This window comes from Methylobacterium pseudosasicola (assembly GCF_900114535.1).
Lineage (GTDB): Bacteria > Pseudomonadota > Alphaproteobacteria > Rhizobiales > Beijerinckiaceae > Methylobacterium > Methylobacterium pseudosasicola.
Genome location: NZ_FOTK01000012.1, coordinates 104,497 through 130,839 on the forward strand (window position 1 = coordinate 104,497; position 26,343 = coordinate 130,839).

The window sequence follows — 26,343 nt, forward strand, 5'->3', positions numbered from 1 at the left end:
GGTGAGCCTCGGCCACGCACTGCGCCGGATCGTCGAGGAATACCCGCTCGCCCGGCTCGACCCGCCGGCCGGGCATCCCCTGGCGGCGATGATCCGGCGCAGTGCACCGGACGAGTTGCGCGGCGCCCTCGAAGCGATCGACGGCCCGTTCCTGGTGAAGGGCAGCCCCGGGCGCGGCAGCAATTGGGCGGCGGTCCCCTGGCTCGCCGTGTTCGACCCAACGGTCACGACGAGCGCCACGCGCGGCTATTACCTCGTCTACCTGTTCCCCGCCCACCGTGAGGTTGTCCACCTGTCGCTGGCGCAGGGGACGGTGGCGGCCCTCCGCGAGCACGGGCCGCGGGCGGAAGCCTACCTCCGCACAAGCGGCGATGCGCTGCGGACCCGCCTCTCCGACTTCGCCGACAGGCTGCCGAATCGGTCCATCACCCTCGGCAGCGCGGGCGAATTGCCGGACGGCTACGAGGCGGCGCACATCCTCGGCCTCACCTACGAGCTCGCCGATCTCGGCGACGAGCGCCGCCTGCGGGCGGATCTCGCAGTCGGGGTGGCGGCTTATCGGGCGCTCAAGGCGCGGGGTGGTCTCTTAGGGCTGTCGTGATGATGGATGCGGGACGAGTGTCTCCGGCTCGCCGTTGCCGCAGCCAGGCCACGAGCACGTTGAGCGCGATCCCGAAGAAGATGAGCGCGGCGCCCGCGGCGTCGGCGATCTCGAACGGCTCGTCGAGAAGCCAGCGCGAGCTGGACAGGCCGATGATCGGGATCAGCAGGGCGAACGGCGTGACCGTGACGGCGGGATAGCGGCTCAGCAGCCGGTTCCAGAGCGCGAAGGCGAGCATCGTGGTCGGATAGGCGATGAACAGAACCGCGCTCCAGGACCAAGCATCCGCTTTTTGGACTGCGGACGTGATCGCGTCGGGTCCTTCGACCACCAGCGACAGGGCGAGGAGCGGCGGTGCCGCCACCAAGCTGCCCCAGACCATCAGGGCGAGCATATCAATCCGGCCCGCCGCCTTCACGACCACATTGGCGACGCCCCAGAACAGGGCCGCCCCAATGACGAGCAGAAACGGCCCCAAGAGCGCGTGCTGCCCTTGCCACACCGCGATGACGCCGACGCCGCAGCCGGCGATCAACGCACTGAGCAGTTGGAGCCTGCTCGGACGCTCACCGAACACCAGGAAGGCGAGCCCGATCGTGAAGAAGACCTGCGTCTGGAGCACCAGCGAGGACAGGCCCGCCGGCATGCCGAGTGCCATGCCCAGAAACAGAAGGCCGAACTTCACGACGCCGAGACAGAGACCGAACGCGACGACGATGCGCACGGATGTCCGCGGCGGCTTCAAGATCAGGACGCCTGGGAAAGCCGCGAGCAGGAAGCGCAGGCCCGTCAAGAACAAGGGCGGAAAGGCCACGAGGGCAATCTTGATCGCCACGAAATTCAAGCCGAATATCGCGACCACCACGAGCGCGATGCATATGTCCGCTACCAGCATCCTGCATGCTCCCGGCTCTGCACGCATGTCCGTCAGCGACGGGACCGTGCGTGGTCAAGCTTGAGCGCGAGATGAGCCGTGTCCAGGTACAGTTCCGGCCGATCAGCTAAAATTGTCCGGCTTCTCGGACCAGACAGTTTGGCTCGGGAGACCGTTTTGGACTGAGTCTTCTATTTTAATGGAAGCATATTAGTCAATCTGAAGTGAAATGGTATTCTGAAATCTTCAATGATAGCCAAAAATTACTTTTGGGATGTCACAGAACATCTTGATACGCCCGAGCGCACCCCCCTCTATATCGAGGCCGTGCTCAAGGATGGCGATGCTGCGCTCATCGCTTCGACCATCGGCGACGTAGCGCGGGCGCGGGGCATGGCGCAGATCGCGGCCGAGACCGGCCGATCGCGCGAAAGCCTCTATCGAGCCTTATCCGAGAAAGAGAACCTGCAACTCGACACGCTGGTGGGCGTCCTCAAGGCGATCGGGCTGAGACTCAGCGTGCAGCCGATCGCCGGTTCGGAGCCGGCGTAGGGCCTCGCGCGGGAAGACGGTTTGTGCCCCCGGCGCTCCCGCGCTAGACGGGCCGCGTCATGTCTCACAACTCGTTCGGCCACCTGTTCCGCGTTACGACCTTCGGCGAGAGCCACGGGGTCGCGCTCGGCTGCGTGGTCGATGGCTGTCCGCCCGGGCTGGCACTGGAGGCCGAGGAGATCCAGGCCGAGCTCGACCGCCGCAAGCCCGGCCAGTCGCGCTTCACCACCCAGCGCCGCGAGCCGGATCAGGTGAAGATCCTGTCGGGGGTGTTTTCCGACGACCGCACCGGCGGGCGCCAGTTCACCACCGGCACGCCGATCGCCCTGATGATCGAGAACACCGACCAGCGCTCGAAGGACTATTCCGAGATCCGCGACAGCTACCGGCCGGGTCATGCGGACTACACCTACGATGCCAAATACGGCATCCGCGATTATCGCGGCGGCGGCCGGTCCTCCGCCCGGGAGACCGCGGCGCGGGTCGCCGCCGGCGCCGTGGCGCGCAAGGTGATTCCGGGCATCACCATCCGGGCGGCCCTGGTGCAAATGGGGCCGCACGCCATCGAGCGGTCGCGCTGGGATTGGGCCGAGGTCGGCAACAACCCGTTTTTCTGCCCGGACGCTGAGGCGGCTGCCCAGTACGAGACCTATCTCGACGCGATCCGCAAGGATGGCTCCTCCGTCGGCGCGGTGATCGAGGTGGTGGCCGAGGGCGTCCCGCCAGGCCTCGGCGCTCCGGTCTACGGCAAGCTCGACGCGGATCTCGCCGCCGCCATGATGTCGATCAATGCCGTGAAGGGCGTCGAGATCGGCGACGGGTTCGCCGCCGCGGCCTTGCGGGGCGAGGACAATGCCGACGAGATGCGGGCCGGCAATGGCGGACGCCCGCGCTTTCTCGCCAACCACGCGGGCGGCATCCTCGGCGGCATCTCCAACGGCGAGCCGGTGGTCGTGCGCTTCGCCGTGAAGCCGACCTCCTCGATCCTGACCCCGCGCCGCTCGGTGACCCGCGACGGCACCGAGGTCGATCTCATCACCAAGGGCCGTCACGATCCCTGCGTCGGCATCCGCGCGGTGCCGGTGGCGGAGGCCATGATGGCCTGCGTGCTGGCCGATCACTATCTACGCCATCGCGGGCAGGTGGGAGCGGCCTGATCCGCCGGGGCCGTGCCCGATCGCGCCGCGATCGGCTAAGCTCCGAGTCCGAAACTTTCACAGGCTCGCGCGCGCCGGACCGGGATCCCTGTCGGCACCGCGGGAGCCAGACCTTTCCTCCCTTCGCGGGAGGGGAGATGCGAGACGAGAGAGCGATCCGTGCCCCATTGCACCGTCACCGAGGCCATCGCGGCCTTCGCCCGCGGCGAGATCGTGGTCGTTACCGACGATGACGATCGCGAGAACGAGGGCGACCTCGTCGTCGCGGCCTCCCTCTGCACGCCGGAGAAGATGGCGTTCATCATCCGCAACACCTGCGGCATCGTCTGCGCGCCGATCACCCAGGACGAGGCGCGGCGGCTGCACCTCGACCCGATGGTGGCGTCGAACGATGCGCCGCTCGGCACCGCCTTCACGGTCACGGTCGACGTGAAGCACGGTCTGACCACCGGCATCTCCGCAGAGCAGCGCTGCAACACGGTGCGGGCGCTCGCCAACGGCAATATGGGCGCCGGCGATTTCGTCCGCCCCGGCCACGTCTTCCCGCTGATCGCCCGCGACGGCGGCGTGCTGATGCGCTCGGGCCATACCGAAGCCGCCGTAGACCTGTGCAAGCTCGCCGAGCTGCCCCCCGTCGGCGTGATCTGCGAGCTCGCCAACGACGACGGCAACGTGATGAAGGGGCCGCAGATCGAGGCCTTCTCCGAGACGCATGGGCTGAAGCGCGTCTCGGTGGCCGACCTGATCGCCTACCGGCAGGCCCGCGACCGGCTGGTCGAGCGGGTCGGGCATTTCACCGTCCAGTCCAACCACGGCGAGGTGACCGCCTACGCGTTCTCGACCCCGTTCGAGGCGATCCAGCAATTCGCCTTCGTGATGGGCGAGATCGGCGATGGCCGGGACGTGCTGGTGCGGCTGCACCGCTCCAATGTCGCCGCCGACGTGATCGGCGGCGGCAAGCAGATCGACGCGGTGCTCAAGCGCTTCGCATCCGCCGGCCGCGGGGTGCTGGTCTATCTGCGCGACGGCACCGCGGGTGTCCCGCTGAAGAGCACCAAGGAGGAGGGGACGGAGGCCGTGCGCGCCCGCCAGTGGCGCGAGGTCGGCCTCGGCGCCCAGATCCTGCGCGACCTCGGCGTCGTCTCGATCCGTAACCTGGCGACCTCGGCCCGCTCCTATGTCGGCCTCTCGGGCTTCGGCATCGAGCTTCTGGGCGACGAGCCGCTCGAGGGGTAACTCGTCAGGCCCGGCGCGCGACGGTCCAGACCGCCGCGCCCGCCATGATGGCGGCCGCGCTCCGGTTCAGCCGGGCGCGGAAGACCGGTTTCTGCAGCGAATCCCGCGCCCGGGCCGCCAGGGCGGCGTAGGGCGTCACCACCGCCGCCAGCACCAGCGCTGTCAGTCCGACGAGAACGCCGAAGTCGGCCGCCGTGACGGTCCTGAGGTCGACGATCGTGGGCAGCACGGCGAGGTAGAACACGATCGTCTTCGGGTTGGCCAGGGTGACGGTGATCCCCGAGAGGAAGCTCGCGAACGGCCGATCCGCGGGGCCGCCCTCGATCCGATCGGTCTGTCCCGCCGAGCGCCACAAACGCACCGCCAGGTAAGCCAGATAGAGGCCGGCACAGAGCCGGACGACGACGAAGACTTCGCCCAACGTCTCCGCGATCAAGGCAAGCCCGAAGACTGCGGCGGACAGGAATATCAGATCCCCCAGGATCAGCCCCACCGAGAAGGCCATGGCGGCCCGGAAACCCGAACTGAGCGCTCGCGCGACCAGAGCGATGATCCCCGGTCCCGGGACCGCCGCGGCGATGCCGAGCGCCAGCGCGTAGGTCAGAAAGCCGGCCAACGTCATCGACCGCATCCGAATCTGACCGAAGGCCCGACGCTCTCAAGCCGATGTATCCACGGGGGAAGACGCAGCGTTTCACGGGCGGCACGTGTCCGATCGATTCTGACCCCACCGATCATGCCGCTGATCGCACCGCCCGCAAGCCGAATCCGATCGCCGTGCATCACCGCCCCATCAACGCGTCCACATGCGCGGAGACGGATTTGGACAGCCCCTCCAGGCTGTAGCCGCCCTCCAGCACCGAGACGATCCGGCCGCCGGCGCAGCGCTCGGCCAGCTCCATCAGCTTGCGGGTCGCCCAGCCGAAATCTTCCGCTTCGAGCCGGAGGTTCGCCAGAGGGTCCAGGCGGTGAGCATCGAAACCCGCTGAGATCACGATCACATCGGGTCGAAACGTCTCCAAGCGCGACAGGATGCCGGCCTCGAACGCCTCGCGGAACACCTCGCCGTCGTCGTTGGGCCGCAGCGGCACGTTGACGATCGTGTCCTTCTCGCCCCGCTCGGAGGCGGCGCCGCTGCCCGGGAACAGCGGCATCTGGTGCGTCGAAGCGTAGAGCACGCTGGCGTCGTCCCAAAAAATGTCCTGGCTGCCATTGCCGTGGTGGACGTCCCAGTCGACCAAAGCGACGCGCTCGGCGCCGTGCTTCTCCCGGGCGTAGCGGGCCGCGATGGCGGCATGGTTGAACAGGCAGAAACCCATGGACCGGGTCCGCTCCGCATGGTGGCCGGGTGGGCGCATCGCCACGAAGGCGTTGCGGCACTCGCCGGCCATGACCGCGTCGAGGGCGTGGTTGGCCCCGCCGATCGCCCGCAGCGTCGCCTCCAGGCTGCCGGCGGACAGGATCGTGTCGGCGTCGATCCCGACCATGCCGTGCTCCGGCACGGCGGCGATTAGCGCGTCCACGTAGTCGCGCGGATGCGCCAGGGTGGCGACCTCGATCTCCGCCCGCGGCGCGGCGACCCGCACCAGGCCGGCGAAGCGCTCGTCTTCCAGGGCGCGCTCGATCGCCCGCATCCGCGCCGGCCGCTCCGGATGCCCCTCGGGCACCTCGTGGTCGAAGCTCGCGGGATGGCTGACGTACAGGGTGGTCACGACGGTCGCTCCCGGATGCGGTCCTGTCGCGCGCCTGCAACAGGAGCCGGCAATGTGCCATGGGCGGAACGCGCGGACTACGGCGGTGTGCCCGTCCTGATTATGGTTGCTCAAATCTTTCGCGGGACGATTCGCGACCGGGTGGCACGCCCGAGGCCCGGAATCCGTCCGAGGACAGCCGCATGCGCATCATCCCGCTTATCGCCTGCGCCGTGTTGCTGGCTGGCTGCACGTTCAAAGCCGTGCCGGACCCAAAGATCTCGGCCCGCGACGCGGAGTTCATGGCCCTCGTGCCCGAGGCCGAGTTCGACCCGCACTTCGCCCGCTACCAGGTGAGCGACCCGACCGGGAAGCCCCCGGGCACGATCGTCGTCGAGACCAAGGAGCGGCAGCTCTATCTCGTTCTGCCGGACGGCAAGGCGATCCGCTACGGCGTGTCGGTGGGCGACGAGGCCTATGGCTGGACCGGCACCGCCACCGTCGACCGCAAGGCGGAATGGCCGGCCTGGAATCCGCCGGCCGAGATGATCAAGCGCTGGCCCCACGTCCACGCCATGCAGGGCGGCCCGATGAACCCCCTCGGTGCCCGTGCCCTCTACCTGGCGGATCACGGCAAGGACACGCTCTACCGGATCCACGGCACCAACGAGCCGGAGAAGATCGGGCAGGCGGTCTCCTCGGGCTGCATCCGCATGCGCAACATCGACGTGGTGGACCTGTTCAACCGCGTGCCCGTGGGGGCCACGGTCATCGTCCGGTAACGCAACTGATCAACGTCCCAATAAGCCTGCTTGCTCGGTCCGTGTTTACCTGAACTTCCGTTCAGATCTTGCCGTTAACTTCCGGCAGGGGTGCCGTCCCGTAAGTTCAAATCACACCGGGACAAGCACCGACCACAGCAAAGGTCGGAGGAGCAGGCAGCCATGACCATGATCTCCGTTCAACAGTTCTGCAACCATGCCGTTTCGACGGGCACGATCAGCGCCGAGGACCTGCTGGTCCTCAAGCGCGAGGTGCTGCCGGAGGGGATCATGAGCCGCGACGAGGCGGACATGCTGATCGCCCTGGAGCGCGCGGTGATCGGCTCCGACGATTTCGCCGACTTCCTGGTCGCCTCGGTGGTCGACTTCGCCGTGTGGGGCCTGCGCCCGACCGGCTACATCGACCGCGAGGTCGCCGCCTGGCTCGCCGGCTCGCTCACCGGCCGCGACGGCCCGAGCCCGGTCGGCGCCCGGATCGCCATGGAGATCGTTCGCGAGGCGCAGGGCAGCGCCGAGGCCCTGATGGCCTTCGCCCTCGACGCCAACCGTTGGACCCGCGAGGCGAGCCAAGCTCCGCGCGTCACCTTCGCCCTGGCGGCATGAGCCTAAGACCAAGGCGCAGCTTCCGTCTGCGGCGCAACTGATCTATCGGGACAGTCAAGCCGGTGTGCAATCCGGCGATCTCGAGAGCGATGCGCCAGCGATGTTCGATAAGATCCTGATCGCCAACCGGGGCGAGATCGCCTGCCGGGTCATCAAGACCGCCCGGAAGATGGGCATCAGGACGGTCGCAGTCTATTCGGATGCCGACCGTGACGCGGTCCACGTCGCCATGGCCGACGAGGCGGTCCATATCGGCCCCGCCGCCGCGGCGTCTTCCTATCTGGTCATCGAGAAGATCGTCGAGGCTTGCCGCCAGACCGGCGCCCAGGCGGTCCATCCCGGCTACGGCTTCCTGTCCGAGCGCGAGGCCTTCCCGAAGGCGCTGGAAGCCGCCGGCATCGTGTTCATCGGCCCCAATCCCGGCGCCATCGCCGCCATGGGCGATAAGATCGAATCCAAGAAGGCGGCCGCGGCGGCCAACGTCTCCACCGTCCCGGGTTTCCTCGGCGTGATCGAGAGCCCGGAGCATGCCGTCGAGATCGCCGACGGGATCGGCTATCCGGTGATGATCAAGGCCTCGGCCGGCGGCGGCGGCAAGGGCATGCGCATCGCCCATTCGTCGGGCGAGGTCGCGGAGGGCTTCGCCCGCGCCAAGTCCGAGGCCTCCTCGTCCTTCGGCGACGACCGGGTCTTTGTGGAGAAGTTCATCACCGACCCGCGTCATATCGAGATCCAAGTGATCGGCGATAAGCACGGCAATGTGATCTATCTCGGCGAGCGCGAGTGCTCGATCCAGCGCCGCAATCAGAAGGTGATCGAGGAGGCGCCGTCGCCGCTGCTCGATCCCGAGACCCGACGGAAGATGGGCGAGCAGGCCGTCGCCCTCGCCAAGGCCGTGAACTACGATTCTGCCGGTACCGTCGAGTTCGTCGCCGGCCAGGACAAGTCGTTCTACTTCCTCGAGATGAACACCCGCCTCCAGGTCGAGCACCCGGTCACCGAGATGATCACCGGCCTCGACCTCGTCGAGCTGATGATCCGGGTCGCGGCCGGCGAGAAGCTGCCGCTGACGCAGGAGCAGGTGAAGCTCGACGGCTGGGCGGTCGAGAGCCGTGTCTACGCCGAGGATCCCACTCGCAACTTTCTGCCCTCGATCGGACGGCTCACCACCTACCGGCCGCCGGAGGAGGGCCGCCAGGGCACCGCGATCGTCCGCAACGATACCGGCGTGGAGGAGGGCGGCGAGATCGCGATCCACTACGATCCGATGATCGCCAAGCTGGTGACCTGGGCGCCGACCCGCGCCGAGGCGATCGCCGCGCAGGGCGATGCCCTGGACGCCTTTGCGATCGACGGCATCCGCCACAACATCCCGTTCCTCTCGGCGCTGATGGCCCATCCGCGCTGGCAGGAGGGCCAGCTCTCCACCGGCTTCATCGCCGAGGAATTCCCGAACGGCTTCGTCGCCCCGGAGCCCGCCGGCACGGTGGCGATCCGCATGATGGCGGCGGCGGCGGCGATCGACCACAAGCTCAACCAGCGCAAGCGCGGGATTTCCGGGCAGATGCGCGCCCCCGGCCTGTTCGCCTTCGAGCGCGACCGCGTCGTGATCCTGGCGGGTCAATCCTACCCGGTCACCGTCGAGCCCGAGGGCGAGGACCTGATCGTCACCCGGGACGACGGTACCTCGCTCACGGTGGCCAGCGCGTGGCGGCCGGGCGAGCCGGTCTGGATCGGCACGATCGGGTCCGAGCGCGTCGCCATCCAGGTCCGCGGCCTGCTGAACGGCGTGTTCCTGCAGCATGCCGGCGCGGCGGCCGAGGCCCGGGTCTACACCCGCCGCGAGGCCGAGCTCGCCGCTCTGATGCCCGTGAAGGAGCAGGCGGGCTCCGGCAAGCAGGTGCTCTGCCCGATGCCGGGTCTCGTGAAGCAGATCCTGGTCACCGAGGGCCAGGAGGTGAAGAACGGCGAGCCGATCGCGGTGGTCGAGGCGATGAAGATGGAGAACATGCTCCGCGCCGAGCGCGACGCGACGGTCGCGAAGATCCACGCCAAGGAGGGCGACAGCCTTGCGGTGGACGCGGTGATCCTGGAGTTTGCCTGATCGTCGCGCGTTCGTCGTGAGTGCGGTTCACAACGAGCAGACGAAGCTGCTGGCCACTGCGCTGAACAACATCGCGGTGGCCTACGTCGTCATCGGTTTTGTGACACCGATGACGGCTGCGAGTTTCGGGATCGCCAACGCGCCTATCTTGCAACTCGACCGAGCGATCTTCACGGTGGTTTGGTTATGCACCGGCGCGGCACTACATTATGGTGCGAGGCGTTGCCTGCGGAGCCTGAAGCCATGAACTACGATTGGCTTTTCATCACGTTCGGTATCCCGGCGATCACACTCGCCATGGCGTATGCAGCCGTCCGCGCGAATGAACGTTCGGCGCGCCGGCTCGATCATCCGCCCGGGGAGTGATCCGTCTGGCGGCATCCCAGACGCATTCAACGCAAGCATGCCCCTCTACTTCGCCTACGGCGCGAACATGGATGCCGCCGCGATGGCCCTGCGCTGCCCGGTCTCGCGGCTGATCGGCGGTGGGCGGCTGCCGGGGCATCGCTTCATCATCATGCGCGAGGGCTACGCCTCGGTGGTTCGGGATTCCGCCCGCGCCGTCCATGGCGTCCTGTGGGAGCTGGCCCTCGACGACATCCCGGCCCTCGACCGCTACGAGGGCGTCGCCGGCGGCCTCTACGCCAAGGCGACGCTGCCGGTGACGACCGCCGGCGGGGTCAAGCGCGCCCTGATCTATCTCGGACGCTCCACCGCACCGGGCCGGCCGCGGCCGGGTTACCTCGACGCCGTGCTGGACGCCGCGCGTGCCGCGCAGCTGCCGCCCGCCTATATCCGCGAACTCAGTACCTGGATGCGTGGTCCGCCCGCCTGAACGCCCGGCAACTGGTACGCAACCTGCTTGCTCGCGATCGACCGGGGCGGCGACACCATCCTGCGCCCCGGCCAGCTGTCGTGATTGCGCAGCGTGCCATTCGGTCAACGGCGATCGGCGGCCGCGTGCGCGGGAGAGGTTTGCATGTCCTATCTGGCGCCCGCCGATTTCGTGAAGAAGGCCGTCGATGCCGGTGAATCGAAGGTCTTCATGGCCACCAAAGACACGTTCATCCGGGCCTACATGGCCGGCGCGATCCTGGCGCTCGCCGCCGCCTTCGCGGTGACCATCAACCAGACCACCGGCCAGCCGCTGGTCGGCGCGCTGTTGTTCCCGGTCGGCTTCTCGATGCTGTACCTGCTGGGCTACGACCTGTTCACCGGCGTCTGCGTGCTCACGCCGCTCGCCCTGATCGACAAGCGCCCCGGCGTCACCGTGGCCGGCATCGCCCGCAACTGGACCCTGGTGTTCTTCGGCAACTTCGCCGGCGCGCTCACCACCGCCCTCATGATGGCGATCGTCTTCACCTTCGGCTTCGCCACCGAGCCGAACGCGGTTGGCAAGGCGATTGCCGGCATCGGTGAGGCCCGCACCCTCGGCTACGAGAAGTACGGCGCCGCCGGCATGCTGACGCTTTTCGTGCGCGCCATGATGTGCAACTGGATGGTCTCCACCGGCGTCATCGGCGCGATGCTGTCCACCTCGGTCCCCGGCAAGGTGATCGCCATGTGGATGCCGATCACGGTGTTCTTCTTCATGACCTTCGAGCACTCGGTCGTGAACATGTTCCTGTTCCCGTCGGCGATCCTGATGGGCGGCCACCTGACCGTCATGGACTATCTGCTGTGGAACGAGATCCCGACGCTGCTCGGCAACATCGTCGGCGGCCTCGCCTTCACCGGCCTGATGCTCTACTCGACCCACGTTCGCACCGGCGAGACGCGCTCGGCCCCCGTGGGCGCCGGTGTCCGTCGCCCGATGGCGGCCGAATAAGAGGCTGGCGGCTCGCGCGATATCGCGCGGGCCTTTGGGGGACGGTGCCTATCTCGTGAGCACGCTGCGCACCGTCTCCGTCATCATCCAGGGACGCGTCCAGGGCGTCTCCTACCGGGCCTGGACCCAGGCCGAAGCGCGGGCGCGCGGTCTGTCCGGCTTCGTGTGCAACCGCGATGACGGCTCCGTCGAGGCCCTGTTCAGCGGCCCGGCGGAGATCGTCGATCAGATGGTGGCCCTATGCCGGGCGGGACCGCCCGGCGCCCGGGTTTCCGATGTCGCCGTGCACGAGGGCGGCGATCCGCCGGATTCGGACCGGTTCGAGATCCTGCGCGGTTGACCGGGCCTGAGGCGGCACAACGGGTTCTGCGGGGCAGCTACGACTGGTATGGCCCCTCGGGCCGTTTCCCTGGTCCGCTCCTCGCGCTCCCGAGCCCATGACCGACCTGACCGCAGGCAGCGCCGCCTTCTCGCCTCTCGATCTCGGGGCGCTGGCGTATTTCATCCTCGCCTGGGTCGCCTACGGCCTGTCGGTCGGCCGCCTGCGCGGGCGCATGATCTCGCTGAGCCAGATCATGAATGTCCACCGGTCCAACTGGGCCAGGCAGATCATCGGGCGCGAGAACCGGGTGGTCGACACGCAGATCAACGCGTCGCTCCAGAACGGCACCGCCTTCTTCGCCTCGACCTCGCTGATCGCACTGGGCTCGGTGCTGACGCTGTCGCGCTCCGGCGACGACGTGCTCAACCTGTTCGCGACGCTGCCGTTCGGGACGATGGCGAACCGCACGACCTGGGAGCTGAAGGTCGCCGGCCTCGCGGTGGTGTTCGTCTACGCGTTCTTTAAATTCGCCTGGGCCTACCGACTGTTCAATTACGCGGCGATCCTGCTCGGCGCGGTGCCGCCGAAGGGCTCGGGCGTTAGCGACATCGAGATGATGCGCGCCGTCCGCCGGCTCGCGGCGATGAATGTCAGCGCCGGACGACACTTCGCCCGGGGGCAGCGGGCATTCTTCTTCGCGCTCGCCTATCTCGGATGGTTCATCAGCCCGTATGTGCTGATCGCCTCGACAAGTGCCGTCGTCGTCATCATGTGGCGTCGACAGTTCGCCTCGGAGATCCGCAAGGCGCTGCTGGAGGCCGGTGAAGGGCCGCACGAGGGTCCGCTCCTGGCCCCCGCCGAGGAGGCACGGACATGAACACGACCAAGGCGGACGAGGCGGCGATCGAGGAGACCCTGCTCAGCCTCGTGGCCGAGCGCGGCGCCGGCAAGACCATCTGCCCCTCCGAGGTCGCCCGTGCCCTGGGCGGCCCACATCCAGACGGGTGGGGTCCGCTGATGCAGCCAGTGCGCCGGGTCGCAGTGCGGCTCGCCCATGCCGGCCGGGTCGCGATCCTGCGCAAGGGCAAGCCGGTCGATCCGGACGATTTCCGGGGCATCTACCGGCTGGCGCTACCGGGCGCGGTCACCGGCTCCGGCCCCGGCAGCCAATCCGGCGTGTAGCCGGCAAGCCGGTAGACCACGAGGCCGATCCACTCCTTCACAGCCAGATCGAGCTGCAGCAGCCCGTCTGAGGCGAAGCCCTTGAACCGTGTCGTATCGATCCAGCCCCGGGTGCGGTAATCGACCGGGAAGGCGTCGACCGTGAAGCCGGCCTGCCGGAAGCATCCGATCGCCCGCGGCATGTGCCAGGCCGAGGTGACCAGCAGCCAGCGCTCGCCCGCCTTCGGCTGGACCAGGGCTGCCGAGAAGGTGGCGTTCTCATAGGTGTTGCGCGAGCGGTTCTCCAAAATGAGCCGCGAGCGGGGCAAGCCCATCGCGTCGGCTTCACGGCTGACGATGTCCGCCTCGGGTGTTCCGCCTCCGACCACGCCGCTGCCTCCGCTGAAGACGAGACGCGCCTCCGGAAAGCGGCGGGCGAGGTCGGCGAAATAGATCTGCCTCTCTGCGGCGTCATTGACGACGATCTGCTCGCGCGCCTCCGACACGCCGGTCATGATCGCACCGCCGAGGACGATGATCCCGGCCGGAGGCGCGCGATCGGCGGCGGCATAGGCCGCGAACCTCTGCTCCAGGGGCAGCAGGACCAGCGCGGAGAGTGGCGTCAGCCCGCCAAGCAGAAGCCCGAGGAAGCCGAGGGCACCGAACGCGATGCCGGTGGCACGACGGCGCATCATCAGAAGAATGAAACCGATCAACCCCATGAGAATGAAGAGATTGGACGGCGTGACCAGGAAGTAGGCTACCTTGGACATGACAAGGAACATCGTTCGGCTCGGCGTTTACCTGACCGGTCTATCTCATTCTCGACCCCATCCTGACAGGCTGCCGCAAAGTAAATCTCGAAAGCGTACTCCAGCCAGGCGTGCGCTTTCTGGGGAGAACTTTTTCAAGGCCGGTTGCGGAGTCTCAGGATGAGGAAATCTGGAGTCTCCGTCGGTCAGAAGTGGCATTCGACTGGGATCGTACGGTTAAATCGGCTTTCAAGCCGTCTTCGTCTCGGCCTCGAACCGGGCCAGGGCGGCAGCGTCCGGCGGCAGCAGGCTGGCGAGGCTCTCGCCCTTCTCGACCTCGCGCTGGATCCACAGGTCGAGGCGCTGCTGCTCGACGGCTTCCAGGGCGACGCGCTCGGCGAGGTCGGCCGGCAGCGCGACGATGCCCCCGGATCCGCAAACCACGATATCGCCCGGATGGATCGCGGCACCGCCGCAGGACACGGGCTCCTGTGCGCCGACAAGCGCCAGGGTCTCGCTCCCGGCCTCCGGCGCGGACCAGACCGGCATGCCGACCGAATCCGGCAGGGCGCTATCGGTGACGAGGCCCACCACGCCGCGCTGAGCGAGCCGAGCCGCCACGATCGCCCCGAAGGGGAGGGCGAGGCCGGAGCCGGCCGCATCGATCACCAAGACGGCGCCCTCCGGAACCGCGTCCATCGCGGCGGCGAGATCGCCGGCAGCGTCTTTGCGGGCTGGGATCATCCGCAGGGTGTAGGCGGGGCCGATGGCGCTGCCGCCGCGGCCAGACAGGCCGCGCGGGCTGAACGCCTTCACGCCCGCCCGCGTCAGCGCCCGAGCCAGGCTCGCCGGCGTCACGGCGGAAAGCGCGTCGCGCAGGGTGGGGTCGATCGCCATTAAGGGCTCCGTGGAAGGCTGGCGCCGGACGGATCGGCGAACCCGCTCAAGGTGGATCGAACGGGCGCGCCGGCAAGGCCGGGCTTGGTCTTAATGCTGCTCGAAACACCCCCGGCCTGAGTCCGATCGGAAGTAAATATCTGCCTGGCAGGGCGGTGATGAGAGCAGGGGGAGATGTCACGACATCGAACACGCCTCCAGCGTCCCGGCCGCCATCGTCTTCAACAACCCAAGCTGAGATTATCCGATCAAACGGGTTCTGAGTGAGACTCTGCCAACAGTCCGCTCTTTTGGGAATGCCACGCAAAATCAACGAGTAAAGCCAGTGCAGCAAAGGCGCTCGAAGACACACAGGTCAGCCACCAACCGCCCAAAGACCAAGTCACGCCCGATAGTGCGGCTCCCACTGATCCACCGATAAAGAAGAGACCCACGAAGAGTCCATTCATTCGACCTCTGGCTTCTGGTCGAATCAAATTGATCTCCCGCCGACCGAGCGTGTGGTCGGTAGTCAGTCCCACATCGAGGGCAATGGCGCTCAGGCCCAGAGATATTACCGAGACTGACGCTGAAAATGTATATAGATATCCCGCCAGAGCGGCGATCAGCATCGATATAAAAATCATTACATGGGCGGAAATCGTACCAACACGGGTAAAGCCCCGATCGCCGAGCCGGCCAGCCACTGGTGTTGCCAACACACCGCCAGCGCCGACCAGCGCAAATACAGCGATCTCCTTTTGGCTGAATGCTGTGGGACAAGCCTCAAGATGCAACGCGACCGTCGACCAAAACATGCTGAAGGAGGCCATTACGAGACCAGCTGTGGTCGCTCGTCGACGAAGTGTATCCTCGCCTCGAACGAGCTGCCACATGGATTTAATTAATGTGAAGTAACTACTGGAGGTCACGAACGGATGTGAAATCGGTAATCGCAAAACTAAAAGCAAGCATATCAATCCTATTGCGAAAGAGCCAAGCGCATATACGAAACGCCAACCAAACATGTCGGCGGCGAAGCTGGCAAAGGGACGCGCTGCCACGACGCCGAGCATGAGACCAGCCATGATGTCTCCGACCGCACGGCCGCGTTGCTCCGGGGGAGCCATGGACGCTGCCATCGGAACAAGCACCTGAATACAGGAACACGATGAGCCTAATATAAACAATGCGCCAAAAAGTTGAATAAAATTGACGGAAACGGACGCTACTCCTGCCGACACCATTGCGGCTGCCAGCATGCATAGGATTAAACGACGATTTTCGACGAAATCGCTCAAGGGAACAATGAAGATTAAGCCCATCGCGTACCCAGCAAGCGGAGCCATCATGATCAAGCCTATTAAAGAATCAGGCATCGATAGCGCCGACCCAATAAGCCCAATTGAAGTCTGAGCGGTGTGTAGATTTACAATTATTATCGCGACAGATGCTGTCAGCAAAATTATTAAGGATCTATTCATAGAAATATTCTTATGATGATCCGATATTTCACCGCGACCACTGTCCGTTGCAAGCTATATTTTCGACGTAGGCACACAGCGGTACAAAATTCTGAATGCAGTAAACCGGCGGAAGTATACTTCTATTTTAAGATTCTAGATCACGGCAAAGCAATTCGTTCTTACTTTCGATCGGATACGGTCATCCGCAGCCCAGCAGGGTTCGGATCGCCTGAAACTAGGTCCGATGTGTTTCATCACATCTTTTATGCTTGTTGCTCCTTCGCCAAATTCTGCACTCGTCGTCTTGACGATATGAACCACTCAATTTGGCTGTCGTATCACGCGATCGGTTCGCCGAGGGCCCGGGCCGCCGCGGGCCGGGCGGCGATCCGCTCGTACCAGCGGCGCAGGGCCGGGCGCTCGACGCGCTCGGCCGGCAGGTTCAGCCAGCGATGCGCCGCGCAGCCGAGCGCGATGTCGGCGATGCCGAAGGTTTGGCCGATCGCGTAATTCCGGTCGGACAGATGCGCGTCGAGGATGGCGGCCAGCGCTTCCGTGCGCTTCAGGGAAGCGGCGATCACCGTTTGGTCCGGATTGGACGACCGGTAGAGCTGCCAGAACGCGTCGCGCATGGCGGGCGTAAAGGTGGTGGCCTGCCAATCGAGCCACTGCTCGATCTGGGCCCGCTCCCGGGGATCGGCCGGGTAGGCGAGAGCGGGAGCAATCGCCGCGACGTAGCGCAGGATGGCGTTCGACTCCCAGAGCACGAACCCGTCCTCTTCGAGCGTCGGGACCAGCCCGTTCGGGTTCTTGGCGCGGTAGGCGGGATCGTCGACGACGCCGTGCGCGCCGCCGGCCTCGATCCGTTCATAGGCGAGTCCGGCCTCGTCCAGAGCCCAAACCGCCTTCTGCACGTTCACCGAGGTGAGCCGGCCCCAGAGCTTGCGCATCGTCACGAAAATCTCCGCTACGCCTTCGGCGGGTAGGTATGCTCGCACCCGTTCGGATCGGTCACCCGTGTCTCACCGTCTGAGTCGCGCAGGTAGCCGGGTCCGACCGGCACTTTGCCGTGGCCGCCCGGGATGTCGAGCACGTAGGTCGGCTGTGCGAGGCCAGAGAGGCGGCCGCGCAGGGCGCGCATCAGGTGCTGCCCCTCGGTCAGGCTGGTGCGCAGGTGGCCGGTGCCGGGGGCCAGGTCGCCGTGATGGAGGTAATAGGGCTTGATCCGGTTCTCCACGAAACGCCGCATCAGCGCTTCAAGGGTGGGGGCGTCGTCGTTGATCCCGCGCAGCAGCACAGACTGGCTGACCATCGGGATCCCGGCATCGACCAGCCGGGCGCAGGCCGCCCGGGCCGCCGGGGTGAATTCCCGCGGGTGGTTGGCGTGCAGGGCCACGAACACCGCGCGCCCGAAACGCTTGAGGGCGTTCACCAAATCGGCGTCGACGAGGTCCGGCTTAACCACCGGCACGCGGGTGTGGATCCGCATTACCCGGACGTGCTCGATCGCCGCCAGCCGCTCCGCGATGACGCCGAGCCGCCGAGCGGAGAGCGCGAACGGGTCGCCGCCGGTGAGCACCACCTCCCAGATCCGCGCATCCCCAGCGATATAGGCCAGGGCGCCGTCGAGCTCGGCTTCGGTGAGGGAGCCGAGCCCGTCCGGCCCGACCATCTCCCGGCGGAAGCAGAAGCGGCAATAGACCGGGCAGATATGCAGCGGTTTCAGCAGCACCCGGTCCGGATAGCGGTGGACGATGCCCACCACCGGCGCGTGTGCCGCGTCGCCGATCGGGTCGGCCCGCTCCTCGGGGGCGACCACGCTTTCCGCAACCTGCGGTACGAACTGACGGGCGATCGGATCGGCCGGATCGTCGAGGTCGATCAGCTCGGCCATGTCGGGCGTGACCGAGACCGCGTAGCGCGCCAGCACATCGCGCAGGGCGTCCGCCTCGGGGCCGGAGAGCAGGCCGGCGTCGGCGAGATCGGCGGCGCTGCGAAGCGTGCGGTTCACGGCCGGGTCTCCGCCACCGGGGTCCAGAGGACGTCGTCGATCCGATTGGCGCCGCAGGCCAGCATGGCGAGGCGGTCGAACCCGAGGGCGATCCCCGAAGCGTCGGGCATCACCGCCAATGCGTCGAAGAAATCCTCGTCGATCGGATAGTCTTCGCCGTAAACGCGCCGCTTCTCCGCCATCTCCTCTTCGAAGCGCATGCGAAGAGAAGCCGGATCGGTCAATTCGCCGAAGGCATTGGCGAGCTCGACCCCGCAGGCATAGAGCTCGAACCGTTCCGCCACCCGCGGATCGTCGGAAGCGGGTCGGGCCAGCGCCGCCTCGCTGATCGGGTACTCGCACAGGATGGTCGGGCGGCCGATGCCGAGATGTGGCTCGATCCGCGCCACCAGCACCCGGGAAAACAGATCGGCCCAGGTGTCATCCGGCGCGACCCGCAGGCCGGCGCGGTCCACGGCGGCGGCGAGGCCGTCCCGGTCCGTGTCGCGGGTGGCCGAGATGGTTGCGAGGAGATCGATGCCGGCAAAGTGATCGAAAGCCTCGGCGAGGGTCAGGCGCTCCGGCTCGGCGAAGGGGTCGGTCTCCCGGTCGCGATAGCGGAAGCGGCGGGTGCCGGCGGTCTCGGCGGCCAAAGCGAGCAGGTCGGCGCAATCAGCCATCAGGTCCGTGTAGGGCACGCCGGCGCGATACCATTCCAGCATGGTGAATTCCGGATGGTGCAGCGGCCCGCGCTCGCGGTTGCGAAAGACCCGGGCGACGCTCAGCAACCGGGTCTCCCCGGCCGCCAGCAGCTTCTTGCAGGCGAATTCCGGCGAGGTGTGCAGGTAGAGGGGCGTCCGCGCCCCGCTGGCGCCGATCGCCTCGGTGGCGAAGGCCGAGAGATGCGCCTCGTTGCCCGGTGAGACCTGCAGGCAGGCGGTCTCGGCCTCGACGAAGTCGCGGGCGGCGAACCAGGCCCGGAAGGCCGCCAGGATCCGGTTGCGCAGGAGTAGGCACGGGCGCCGGTCGGCGTGGCGATCGGGCGACCACCAGGGGGAGGGGGCAACGCTCAAAGCCCGGCTCCCGAGCGGACGCGTGCAACCGATCGAACGCAGCGTCGGGCGTGCAAGGCAATCCTGAGCGTCGTCATCGCGCGATCCTGGCAGGCTCCCGGTGAGGAAAGGGTCGCTTCCGGCCCCCCGAGCGGCCTCGGCACGGTTTCAAACCCACGCGCCCCGGTTGATGGCCGCCGGCTGGCAACAGCGTCGCAGATGCGATAGTGGCGGGGCCTAGATCCAAGGCACGCGCTTGGCGTGTGCCGACCCGCCTTGTCAATGCAGGACGTAATTCCGTGAAGGTGATCGCCTCAACGCTCCGTAAGGGCAACGTCGTCGAGAAGGACGGCAAGCTCTACGTGATCCTGTTCGCCGAGAACATCCACCCCGGCAAGGGCACCCCGGTGACCCAGCTCGACATGCGCCGGATCACGGACGGCGTGAAGGTGTCCGAGCGCTACCGCACCACCGAGCAGGTCGAGCGGGCCTTCGTCGAGGATCGCGAGCACACCTTCCTGTACAGCGATGCCGAAGGGTTTCACTTCATGAACCCCGAGAGCTACGAGCAGGTCGCGGTGCCCGCGGATGTGGTCGGCGACGCCGCCCCCTACCTCCAGGAGGGCATGGCCGTGATGCTGGCGAGCCATAACGACGTGCCGCTGACCATTGAGCTGCCCCAGCGGGTGACCCTGGAGGTCGCCGAGACCGAGCCGGTGCTCAAGGGCCAGACCGCCTCCTCCTCCTACAAGCCCGCCACGCTCTCGAACGGCGTGCGCACCACCGTCCCCCCGCACATCGCCGCCGGCACCCGCGTCGTCGTGATGACGGCGGACGGCGCCTACGTCGAGCGCGCCAAGGATTGAGTTTTAGAGGGGCTCGCTGCGGGCTGACGGCTGCGTGGCGAGAACCCTCACAATCCCACCCGCGCCCTCATCCTGAGGTGCCGGAGCGGAGCGGAGGCCTCGAAGGAGGCCTCCAGGGATCATGCGGCTGGCTGGAGGGCTCCTTCGAGGCTCGCTGCGCTCGCACCTCAGGATGAGGGGGGTTGGGTTAGAGGCTGCAGGTTCCTTCGCCGCGATCCCACCCATCATCTCACCGCGGCGCCCGTGATGCCGCCTCGAGCGCCCCGTAGCAGCCCTGTGACAGGGCCTGGGCCCGCAGCCGCTCCTGCGGGCTGAAAGGCCGGCCATCCTCCCGGAACAGATCCTCCTTGAGCAGCGCCTCGGAGGTGCAGCGGGCGGCGATCCGGCAGAGCGGAGGCTCACCGCCGGTGCGGGTGCAGATCGTCACGTAGTCGGCCCGGAACGCCCGCAGCCCGGCCAGCGGGTTCGGGCCGGTCAGGGTTACGAGCGCGGTGAGCAGCCCGAGCAGCACCGGCTGGTGGACGAGATACACGATCAGGCTGTGGCGCCCCGCAAAGGTCGCCACACGGCCGAGGGCCGAGCGCGGCGTCCAGGCGCCCAGGCCTGATTGCGCCAGCAGCGGAAGCCCGAGCCGCCCGAGGACGATCCCCGTGAGGACGAACCCGAACCACGGGACCAACGGCACGTAATCGTTGGTCCGCGGCGTCCCGGCACCGAGGCCGAGGAAATACAGGATCGGCGCATCGAGCACCGGCGCATGCACCAGGAGCGGCGCGGCGAAGATCGCGGCGGCGGCCAGCACCGTCACGGGCACCGGCAGGAACAGGAACGGCAGGCCCAGCACGCTCGCCACGGCGATGCAGTGCAGGATCCCGAAGAACACGTAGGCGTCCGGGAAGGCGAGCCAGGTCCCGACGGTGACGAGGAGCGCCGCCCCGCCGATCCGGGCGAGCCGCATCAGGGTCGGTCGCAGGCGGATGCCGCTCCCGTTCATCAGCACAAGCCCGACCCCGACCAGGATCAGGAACGTGCCGGCGATCGCCTCGGCCGCTCGATGGCCGGCCGGCGTCAGGGCATAATTCTCCGCGGTGAGGCGCAGATATCCGAGGTCCCAGAGGGTGTGGTAGCTCGCCATCGCCAAGAGCGCCGCCGCCCGCACGGCGTCGATGATCGGCAGGCGGCGTTGTCCGGAGGCCTGGGCGGGGCGGAGTGCGTCGGTCTGCATGGCGGATGGCTCAAACCATGCCGGCGGCCGGGACGCCACCATCGAACGCCACGACCGCGGCCGTTTTCGTCCCTCCGTGACCCTCTCGAAAACGTGAAGTGGGCCGCCAACCGGTCGCGAAAACTCGACTGGACAGGGTCGCGAAGGGGATCCAGACGGCTCGATCGGCGCGAAAACGCCTTTACGCGGCTCGGACTGCGACGGATCGACTGTTGCGGGGCTGCCTCCCCCGGGCAAGATTGCAACTCGGCAAGGCTCCTATGCCGGTCATATGGGCTTTCCGGGAATCAGGACTTCGTTAATCTTGCTGTGTGAGCGCGCGGCGTGATTCGGTGTAGGTTGCTCGGCCATGTCTGACGAACGCGGATCCGGGCCGGAAAACCCCAATCGGATTGAGGATGCCCGGGGTGCCGAAGCGGCGCAGGACGAGGCGCTCGACCTCGTCGAGGTCTCCGGCCGGATCAAGTGGTTCGACGTGTCGAAGGGCTTCGGCTTCATCGTGCCCGATGACGGCGCCCCCGACATCCTGCTGCACGTGACCTGCCTGCGGCGCGACGGGTTCCAGGCCGCCAGCGAGGGCGCGCGCATCGTCGTGGAGGCGGTGGAGCGCCCGCGCGGCTGGCAGGCGTTCCGGGTGATCTCCCTCGACCAATCGGCGGCTTTGCACCCGTCCGAGATGCCGATGCCGCGCACCCATGTCTCGGTCACGCCGACCAGCGGGCTGGAGACGGCGGTGGTGAAGTGGTTCAACCGGTTGCGCGGCTTCGGTTTCCTCACCCGCGGCGACGGCACGCCCGATATCTTCGTCCACATGGAGACCCTGCGCCGCTACGGCATCGCCGAGCTGAAGCCCGGCGACGCGGTGCTGGTTCGGTACGGCGACGGTTCCAAGGGCGTGATGGCCGCCGAGATCCGTTTGATCGACGGCGCCCTTCCGACCTCGCACTGACGCTACGGCCCGGACGCGCTATGGGACGGCGCGCGTATGCACGTTTCCAGAAAAGGCATGAGTCTGTGAAATCTATGTTCCGCGTCGCTCAGGCGGCGGTCATCGCCGGCCTGATCCTGACCGCGCCTGCGACCCTTCTGCCCGTCTCCGCCCAGAGCGCCGCGCGGGAGAGCGCCGCCAAGACCGAGCCGCTCACCATCGTCACCAAGGCGGGCGCGAAGCGGTTCGACGTCGAGGTGATGCGCGACGATGCCGGCCGCTCCCGCGGGCTGATGTTCCGCCGGCACATGGCCGCCGATCACGGCATGCTGTTCGACTTTGAGCGCACCGAGCCGGTGACCATGTGGATGAAGAACACCTACCTGCCGCTCGACATGGTGTTCATCCGCCCGGACGGCGTCGTCAGCCGGATCGCGGCCGATACCGAGCCGCTCTCCACCGCGATCATCGCATCCGGCAGCCCGGTCTCGGCGGTGCTGGAGCTCAATGCCGGCACGGCCGCCAAGCTCGGCATTCAGGCCGGCGACAAGGTCGAGCACCCTTTGTTCAAGGCGCGCTGATTCGACTCGGAATTTTGCGAACGCAGCGAGAACAATCGCCTTGACCGCTGCGATGTTCCGCGCCAATGTTCCGGCATTGTTCCGGTGCTTCGGAATGCCGGCACAGCGCGGAGGACCCGATGAGCGATGTGGCCGATGCCGAACTGTTCGGCAACGACGATTGGTCGGTGAACGCGGACGGGCTTGAGCACCGCACCACCGGCTACTTCATCAGCCGGAACGCCCTCTCCGCCAAGCGGGCCGAGGGCCTGTGGGACTGGCCGCTGCAGATGGCGGAAAAGAGCTGGTGCCGGCCGAGCCTGTTCCGCGACGCGTTCCTGAACGCCCTTGAGCTGTTCGGGATCGCCCGCGATGCCGGCCTGACCCGCTCCTTCGCCCTGGGCTACGGCATCCGGGCCGCGGAAGCGCCGGCTTCCGACAGCTTCGTAACCCTGGCCGACGTGCTCAAGCCCCGCGCCCTCCCGGAAACGGTCCGCGTCGCTGCCCCGCGCCCAGCCCGCGCGTTCGCAGCCGCCGGCGCCTGACGCTTCAGCCGGTATTTGACCGCGGCCATGCCCGCCGGATAGCCCTCGTCGCGGGAACGCGGGAGAGATGATCATGGCGGATGCTGATATTGGCGGGCTCGACGGATTGGTGACGTCGCCCCTGTCACGGCGGGGCTTCGTGATGACCAGCCTGATCAGCGGCCTGACGCTGGCCACGACCCGGGTCGAGGCGCAGGTGATCCACACCGATGCGGTGGGTATCGAGGCCGGCGAGGTGAAGATCCCGGCCGCCGACGGACCGATGCCGGCCTACCGGGCGTTGCCGGAGGGCGCCGGTCCCTTCCCGATCGTGCTGGTGATCGAGGAGATCTTCGGGGTCCACGAATACATCAAGGACATCTGCCGGCGGCTCGCCAAGGCCGGCTACTGCGCGGTCGCCCCCGAGCTCTATGCGCGGCAGGGCGACCTCTCGACCATGACCGATGCCAAGGTCATCATCCGGGACGTCATCTCGAAAACGCCCGACGCACAGTGGATCGGCGATCTCGACGCCACCGCCGCCTGGGCGGCCTCGGCCGCCAAGGGCGACCCGGCCCGGCTGGGGGTGATGGGCTGGTGCCGGGGTGGGCGGGATGTCTGGCTCTACGCGGCGCATCGTCGCGACCTGAAGGCGGCGGTGGCCTGGTACGGGCCGCTGGGCGGCGAGCGGACCGACATCCAGCCCCGTACCGCCGGGGATGTGGCGGCCGAGATTAACGCGCCCCTGCTCGGCCTCTACGGCGGCGCCGATACCGGCATCCCGCCGGCCTCCGCCGAGGAGGCCCGGGACAAGGCGAAGCAGGCCGGCAAGAGCGTCGAACTGGTGATCTACCCGGAGGCGCCGCACGGTTTCCACGCGGATTACCGCCCGAGCTACCGCAAGGACGCCGCGGAGGATGGCTGGAACAGGGCACTCGCCTTCCTGAAAACCCACGGCGTCGGCTGAACCCAGGGGTTTCCCCGGTCTTGGCCGGATGTTCCTGGTTCCCTGTGCTTCCCAGGACACGGCCACAACTTGCCGAATATGCAAGGGTCGCGGGAGGATCTGTGCCTGCGCGGGTCCGGCCGACCGCGGCAATCGGGGCGTTGAACCGATCGTCGCGACCGCCGTTCAGCCCCTGTAGAGTGTCCCGGCCCATGAGCGATTCGGTACAGCCCGGACAGAAGCCCGTCATCCTCGTCGTGGAGGATCAACCCGACGAGCGCTTCCTCGCGGCCACGCTCCTGGAAGATACCGGCTTTACGGTGATCGAGGCCGAGACCGCCGACCGGGCGCTCGCCATCCTCAAGGACCGGGCCGACGAGGTCAGCGTCGTCTTCTCCGATGTCCGCACGCCCGGACCGATCGGCGGCTTCGAGCTGGCCCGGATCATCGGCGTGACCTGGCCGCGGGTGCGGGTGCTGCTCACCTCCGGCGATGCCGGCGACCAGCCGAGCGACCTGCGCATGTCGGCGACCTTCATCCCCAAGCCATGGCGCGCTGAGGATATTCTGGCCTGGGTCGAGCAGGCCGCGGGGCGTCCCTCGGGGTCGACCGGGCCGGCGGTGATCGGGCCGGGTGGTAAATTAATGACGCCGGGTTTGGAAACCTGAGGCTAACTCCGGGTTGTACGCCACTCTCGGAGCGCCCGGCGCCCGATCCCGTGCAACGCCGTCGGGCGCAGACATCATCATGCAAATTGTCGCTGCCAATCACGCCGACTCCCTGCGGCGCCGCCCCTGGGACGACGCGCCCGAAGCTCAGGTCGTCGACACCCTAAGCGACGAGTTGCGCGCGCATTACGGCGCGGCGGCCGACGAAATGCCGGCGGAGATCCTGGCCCTGGCGCTGCGTCTCGACGGTACGGGCGCCGAGCGGGCCGTCGCCGCCTGGTGAGTCGCCAAGGCGGGGGAATCTGCTATTCAGCGGCCTCTGACCTGCCGACGCATCGCGTCTCTCAGTCGAGCCCCTCATGCGTCTTAATCTCCTTCGCGGATCGCTTGCCGCTGGCCTGATCCTGGCGCTCGCCGGGATCCAGAGCGTGCAGGCCGCCGCGCCCCCACCGCAGCCCGCGGAGGGCCCCGGGGGTGCCGGCGATCGCAAGGCGACGGTCGTGAAGCGCCTGCTCGGCCGTGGGACCGCCACCACCTTCGCGTTCCACGCAGCTGGCGCCGCGCCGGGAGCCGGCCGGCCCGTGGCCGTGTTCCTGCACGGCTGGGGTGTGGTCAATCCGCAGAGCTACGGCGGCTGGATCGACCACCTGACCCGCCAGGGCTGGCTGGTGCTCTATCCCCGCTTCCAGGAGGTGAACCGGACCCGCCCGGCCGACGCACCCGGCATCGCCGAGGGTCTGGTCAAGGCCGCGCTCGCCGACCTCGCCTCCGATGCCGACGCCAAGCCGGATCTCAGCCGCGTCGCCCTGATCGGGCATCTCGCCGGTGCGCCCATCGCCTTCGACATGGCCGCGGGCGCCAAGGCGCAGGGCCTGCCGGTCCCGAAACTGATCTTCGCGGCGGCGCCCGGCGGCATCGCCAGCGGGCCGAAATCCCGCGGCATCGCGCTCACCGAACTGTCCGGCATCGATCCGTCGACGCTGCTCATCACCATGGTCGGCGACAAGGACACTCGGGCGGCCGACCTCGCGGCCAAGCGCCTGCTGCGCGAGGCCAGTGCCGTGCCGATCGAGCGCAAACTGTTCGTGCGCGCCCTCTCGGACGATCACGGCTTCCCGGCGCTCACGGCGACGCTGGCGGCGCCGGCCGGCCTCGACAGCGCCTATGATGGCGGAGCGATCAAGCCGGGGCCGGAGCCGAAGGACGCCCCGAAGGACGCACCGAAGCCGCCACCCTTCCGCTGGTCCGCCGACATGGCGCTTACGGGCGAGCAGCAGACGCTGGTGTCCCAGATCAACATCGCCCGGGTGGACGCGCTCGATTACCTCGGCTTCTGGAAAACCTTCGACATTGCGGCGGCCGCTGCCTTCGCCGGCTCGGATGCGGTGGCGATGAAAAACAACCCGCGCGTCGCCGACATGGAACGCTGGAGCGACGGCTGGCCGGTGAAGCGGCTCTCCGTGGAGACGCCCCGGCTGGTGGCGCCGGCCGCCCAGGCTGGAACCCCGGCAGCCACCGCCCGCAAGCGCTGATCCGACAAAAAGGCAGGCTTCCCCTTGGCGTAGGGCTTGCTACTCTG

32 protein-coding genes are annotated in these 26,343 nt (G+C 67.5%); 22 read left to right on the forward strand and 10 right to left on the reverse strand.

Going from position 1 to position 26,343, the window contains the following annotated elements; translation table 11 throughout:
• The first annotated feature begins 1 nt into the window (after position 1).
• Positions 2 to 601, forward strand: a complete 600-nt coding sequence (locus BM228_RS13840; RefSeq protein ID WP_092041298.1) for a DUF3578 domain-containing protein — start codon at positions 2 to 4, stop codon at positions 599 to 601.
• Here BM228_RS13840 and BM228_RS13845 read toward each other — a convergent pair.
• The gene (locus BM228_RS13845) at positions 567 to 1,523 is read right to left on the reverse strand and encodes an EamA family transporter (protein WP_092041301.1); all 957 of its coding nucleotides are present in this window, start codon (positions 1,521 to 1,523) and stop codon (positions 567 to 569) included. The genes BM228_RS13840 and BM228_RS13845 overlap by 35 nt on opposite strands.
• A 201-nt stretch (positions 1,524 to 1,724) precedes the next feature.
• Here BM228_RS13845 and BM228_RS13850 point away from each other — a divergent pair, with 201 nt between their 5' ends.
• The 3 genes from BM228_RS13850 to ribB all read left to right on the forward strand — a co-directional run bounded on the left by BM228_RS13850 (position 1,725) and on the right by ribB (position 4,420).
• Positions 1,725 to 2,027: an addiction module antidote protein gene (locus BM228_RS13850; RefSeq protein ID WP_092041304.1), complete on the forward strand. Its 303-nt coding sequence runs from the start codon at positions 1,725 to 1,727 to the stop codon at positions 2,025 to 2,027.
• 59 nt (positions 2,028 to 2,086) lie between these two features.
• Positions 2,087 to 3,184 (forward strand): chorismate synthase, encoded by a 1,098-nt coding sequence (gene aroC / locus BM228_RS13855; RefSeq protein WP_092041307.1) that lies wholly within the window; start codon positions 2,087 to 2,089, stop codon positions 3,182 to 3,184.
• A 159-nt stretch (positions 3,185 to 3,343) separates the two neighbouring features.
• Positions 3,344 to 4,420, forward strand: a complete 1,077-nt coding sequence (gene ribB / locus BM228_RS13860) for a 3,4-dihydroxy-2-butanone-4-phosphate synthase (RefSeq protein ID WP_092041310.1) — start codon at positions 3,344 to 3,346, stop codon at positions 4,418 to 4,420.
• A gap of 4 nt (positions 4,421 to 4,424) precedes the next feature.
• Here ribB and BM228_RS13865 read toward each other — a convergent pair whose 3' ends face one another.
• Positions 4,425 to 5,042, reverse strand: a complete 618-nt coding sequence (locus BM228_RS13865) for a LysE family translocator (protein WP_092041313.1) — start codon at positions 5,040 to 5,042, stop codon at positions 4,425 to 4,427.
• Positions 5,043 to 5,202: 160 nt separating this feature from the next.
• Complete coding sequence (locus BM228_RS13870) at positions 5,203 to 6,132, reverse strand: histone deacetylase family protein (RefSeq protein WP_092041316.1); 930 nt, start codon at positions 6,130 to 6,132, stop codon at positions 5,203 to 5,205.
• Between the two features lie 182 nt (positions 6,133 to 6,314).
• Here BM228_RS13870 and BM228_RS13875 point away from each other — a divergent pair, with 182 nt between their 5' ends.
• From BM228_RS13875 to BM228_RS13915, 10 genes are all read left to right on the forward strand, one after another.
• Positions 6,315 to 6,893 (forward strand): L,D-transpeptidase, encoded by a 579-nt coding sequence (locus BM228_RS13875; protein ID WP_092041319.1) that lies wholly within the window; start codon positions 6,315 to 6,317, stop codon positions 6,891 to 6,893.
• A gap of 162 nt (positions 6,894 to 7,055) precedes the next feature.
• Positions 7,056 to 7,496, forward strand: a complete 441-nt coding sequence (locus BM228_RS13880) for a hypothetical protein (protein WP_092041321.1) — start codon at positions 7,056 to 7,058, stop codon at positions 7,494 to 7,496.
• 100 nt (positions 7,497 to 7,596) lie between these two features.
• Positions 7,597 to 9,600, forward strand: coding sequence for an acetyl-CoA carboxylase biotin carboxylase subunit (locus BM228_RS13885; protein WP_092041464.1), 2,004 nt, complete (start codon positions 7,597 to 7,599; stop codon positions 9,598 to 9,600).
• Positions 9,593 to 9,847 carry a hypothetical protein gene (locus tag BM228_RS13890; protein WP_244537142.1) on the forward strand — a complete coding sequence of 85 codons (255 nt, stop codon included), beginning with the start codon at positions 9,593 to 9,595 and terminating at the stop codon, positions 9,845 to 9,847. The genes BM228_RS13885 and BM228_RS13890 overlap by 8 nt, the downstream gene beginning before the upstream one ends.
• Positions 9,844 to 9,966: a hypothetical protein gene (locus BM228_RS35840; RefSeq protein WP_268868313.1), complete on the forward strand. Its 123-nt coding sequence runs from the start codon at positions 9,844 to 9,846 to the stop codon at positions 9,964 to 9,966. The genes BM228_RS13890 and BM228_RS35840 overlap by 4 nt, the downstream gene beginning before the upstream one ends.
• A 37-nt stretch (positions 9,967 to 10,003) precedes the next feature.
• A complete protein-coding gene (locus tag BM228_RS13895) occupies positions 10,004 to 10,435 on the forward strand; it encodes a gamma-glutamylcyclotransferase family protein (RefSeq protein WP_092041327.1) in 432 nt (143 codons plus the stop codon).
• A gap of 144 nt (positions 10,436 to 10,579) precedes the next feature.
• The gene (locus BM228_RS13900) at positions 10,580 to 11,428 is read left to right on the forward strand and encodes a formate/nitrite transporter family protein (protein WP_050733449.1); all 849 of its coding nucleotides are present in this window, start codon (positions 10,580 to 10,582) and stop codon (positions 11,426 to 11,428) included.
• Positions 11,429 to 11,483: 55 nt separating this feature from the next.
• On the forward strand, positions 11,484 to 11,768 hold the full coding sequence (locus BM228_RS13905) for an acylphosphatase (protein ID WP_092041467.1): 285 nt from the start codon (positions 11,484 to 11,486) through the stop codon (positions 11,766 to 11,768).
• Between the two features lie 97 nt (positions 11,769 to 11,865).
• Positions 11,866 to 12,627, forward strand: a complete 762-nt coding sequence (locus BM228_RS13910; RefSeq protein WP_092041330.1) for a DUF599 domain-containing protein — start codon at positions 11,866 to 11,868, stop codon at positions 12,625 to 12,627.
• Positions 12,624 to 12,932, forward strand: coding sequence for a DUF3253 domain-containing protein (locus BM228_RS13915; protein WP_092041333.1), 309 nt, complete (start codon positions 12,624 to 12,626; stop codon positions 12,930 to 12,932). Before BM228_RS13910 ends, BM228_RS13915 begins: the two co-directional genes overlap by 4 nt.
• Here the strand turns inward: BM228_RS13915 and BM228_RS13920 are convergent.
• From BM228_RS13920 to epmA, 6 genes are all read right to left on the reverse strand, one after another.
• The gene (locus BM228_RS13920; protein WP_092041336.1) at positions 12,869 to 13,696 is read right to left on the reverse strand and encodes a YdcF family protein; all 828 of its coding nucleotides are present in this window, start codon (positions 13,694 to 13,696) and stop codon (positions 12,869 to 12,871) included. The genes BM228_RS13915 and BM228_RS13920 overlap by 64 nt on opposite strands.
• 216 nt (positions 13,697 to 13,912) lie before the next feature.
• Positions 13,913 to 14,560 (reverse strand): RraA family protein, encoded by a 648-nt coding sequence (locus BM228_RS13925; RefSeq protein WP_092041339.1) that lies wholly within the window; start codon positions 14,558 to 14,560, stop codon positions 13,913 to 13,915.
• A 248-nt stretch (positions 14,561 to 14,808) separates the two neighbouring features.
• Positions 14,809 to 16,023 carry an MFS transporter gene (locus tag BM228_RS13930; protein ID WP_092041342.1) on the reverse strand — a complete coding sequence of 405 codons (1,215 nt, stop codon included), beginning with the start codon at positions 16,021 to 16,023 and terminating at the stop codon, positions 14,809 to 14,811.
• 320 nt (positions 16,024 to 16,343) lie between these two features.
• Positions 16,344 to 16,955 carry a glutathione S-transferase family protein gene (locus tag BM228_RS13935; protein WP_092041345.1) on the reverse strand — a complete coding sequence of 204 codons (612 nt, stop codon included), beginning with the start codon at positions 16,953 to 16,955 and terminating at the stop codon, positions 16,344 to 16,346.
• Positions 16,956 to 16,972: 17 nt separating this feature from the next.
• On the reverse strand, positions 16,973 to 18,016 hold the full coding sequence (locus BM228_RS13940; protein ID WP_092041348.1) for a lysine-2,3-aminomutase-like protein: 1,044 nt from the start codon (positions 18,014 to 18,016) through the stop codon (positions 16,973 to 16,975).
• Positions 18,013 to 19,068, reverse strand: a complete 1,056-nt coding sequence (epmA, locus tag BM228_RS13945; RefSeq protein WP_092041351.1) for an EF-P lysine aminoacylase EpmA — start codon at positions 19,066 to 19,068, stop codon at positions 18,013 to 18,015. Before epmA ends, BM228_RS13940 begins: the two co-directional genes overlap by 4 nt.
• 278 nt (positions 19,069 to 19,346) lie before the next feature.
• Here epmA and efp point away from each other — a divergent pair, with 278 nt between their 5' ends.
• Positions 19,347 to 19,913 carry an elongation factor P gene (gene efp / locus BM228_RS13950; RefSeq protein ID WP_092041355.1) on the forward strand — a complete coding sequence of 189 codons (567 nt, stop codon included), beginning with the start codon at positions 19,347 to 19,349 and terminating at the stop codon, positions 19,911 to 19,913.
• Positions 19,914 to 20,142: 229 nt separating this feature from the next.
• Here the strand turns inward: efp and BM228_RS13955 are convergent, their stop codons facing one another.
• On the reverse strand, positions 20,143 to 21,138 hold the full coding sequence (locus tag BM228_RS13955; protein WP_092041362.1) for a heparan-alpha-glucosaminide N-acetyltransferase: 996 nt from the start codon (positions 21,136 to 21,138) through the stop codon (positions 20,143 to 20,145).
• A gap of 349 nt (positions 21,139 to 21,487) precedes the next feature.
• Between BM228_RS13955 and BM228_RS13960 the strand changes: the two genes are divergently transcribed.
• The 7 genes from BM228_RS13960 (at position 21,488) to BM228_RS13990 (ending at position 26,296) form a co-directional block, all read left to right on the forward strand.
• The gene (locus tag BM228_RS13960) at positions 21,488 to 22,087 is read left to right on the forward strand and encodes a cold-shock protein (RefSeq protein WP_244537143.1); all 600 of its coding nucleotides are present in this window, start codon (positions 21,488 to 21,490) and stop codon (positions 22,085 to 22,087) included.
• Between the two features lie 74 nt (positions 22,088 to 22,161).
• The gene (locus BM228_RS13965) at positions 22,162 to 22,647 is read left to right on the forward strand and encodes a DUF192 domain-containing protein (RefSeq protein ID WP_092041363.1); all 486 of its coding nucleotides are present in this window, start codon (positions 22,162 to 22,164) and stop codon (positions 22,645 to 22,647) included.
• A 119-nt stretch (positions 22,648 to 22,766) separates the two neighbouring features.
• Positions 22,767 to 23,171, forward strand: a complete 405-nt coding sequence (locus BM228_RS13970; protein WP_092041365.1) for a hypothetical protein — start codon at positions 22,767 to 22,769, stop codon at positions 23,169 to 23,171.
• Between the two features lie 67 nt (positions 23,172 to 23,238).
• Entirely contained in the window at positions 23,239 to 24,117 is an 879-nt protein-coding gene (locus BM228_RS13975; protein ID WP_425284940.1) for a dienelactone hydrolase family protein, read from the forward strand.
• Positions 24,118 to 24,308: 191 nt separating this feature from the next.
• Positions 24,309 to 24,764 carry a response regulator gene (locus BM228_RS13980; protein WP_092041368.1) on the forward strand — a complete coding sequence of 152 codons (456 nt, stop codon included), beginning with the start codon at positions 24,309 to 24,311 and terminating at the stop codon, positions 24,762 to 24,764.
• Between the two features lie 79 nt (positions 24,765 to 24,843).
• On the forward strand, positions 24,844 to 25,047 hold the full coding sequence (locus BM228_RS13985) for a hypothetical protein (RefSeq protein WP_092041371.1): 204 nt from the start codon (positions 24,844 to 24,846) through the stop codon (positions 25,045 to 25,047).
• A 76-nt stretch (positions 25,048 to 25,123) separates the two neighbouring features.
• Positions 25,124 to 26,296 carry an alpha/beta hydrolase family protein gene (locus BM228_RS13990; protein ID WP_092041374.1) on the forward strand — a complete coding sequence of 391 codons (1,173 nt, stop codon included), beginning with the start codon at positions 25,124 to 25,126 and terminating at the stop codon, positions 26,294 to 26,296.
• Positions 26,297 to 26,343: the final 47 nt, after the last annotated feature.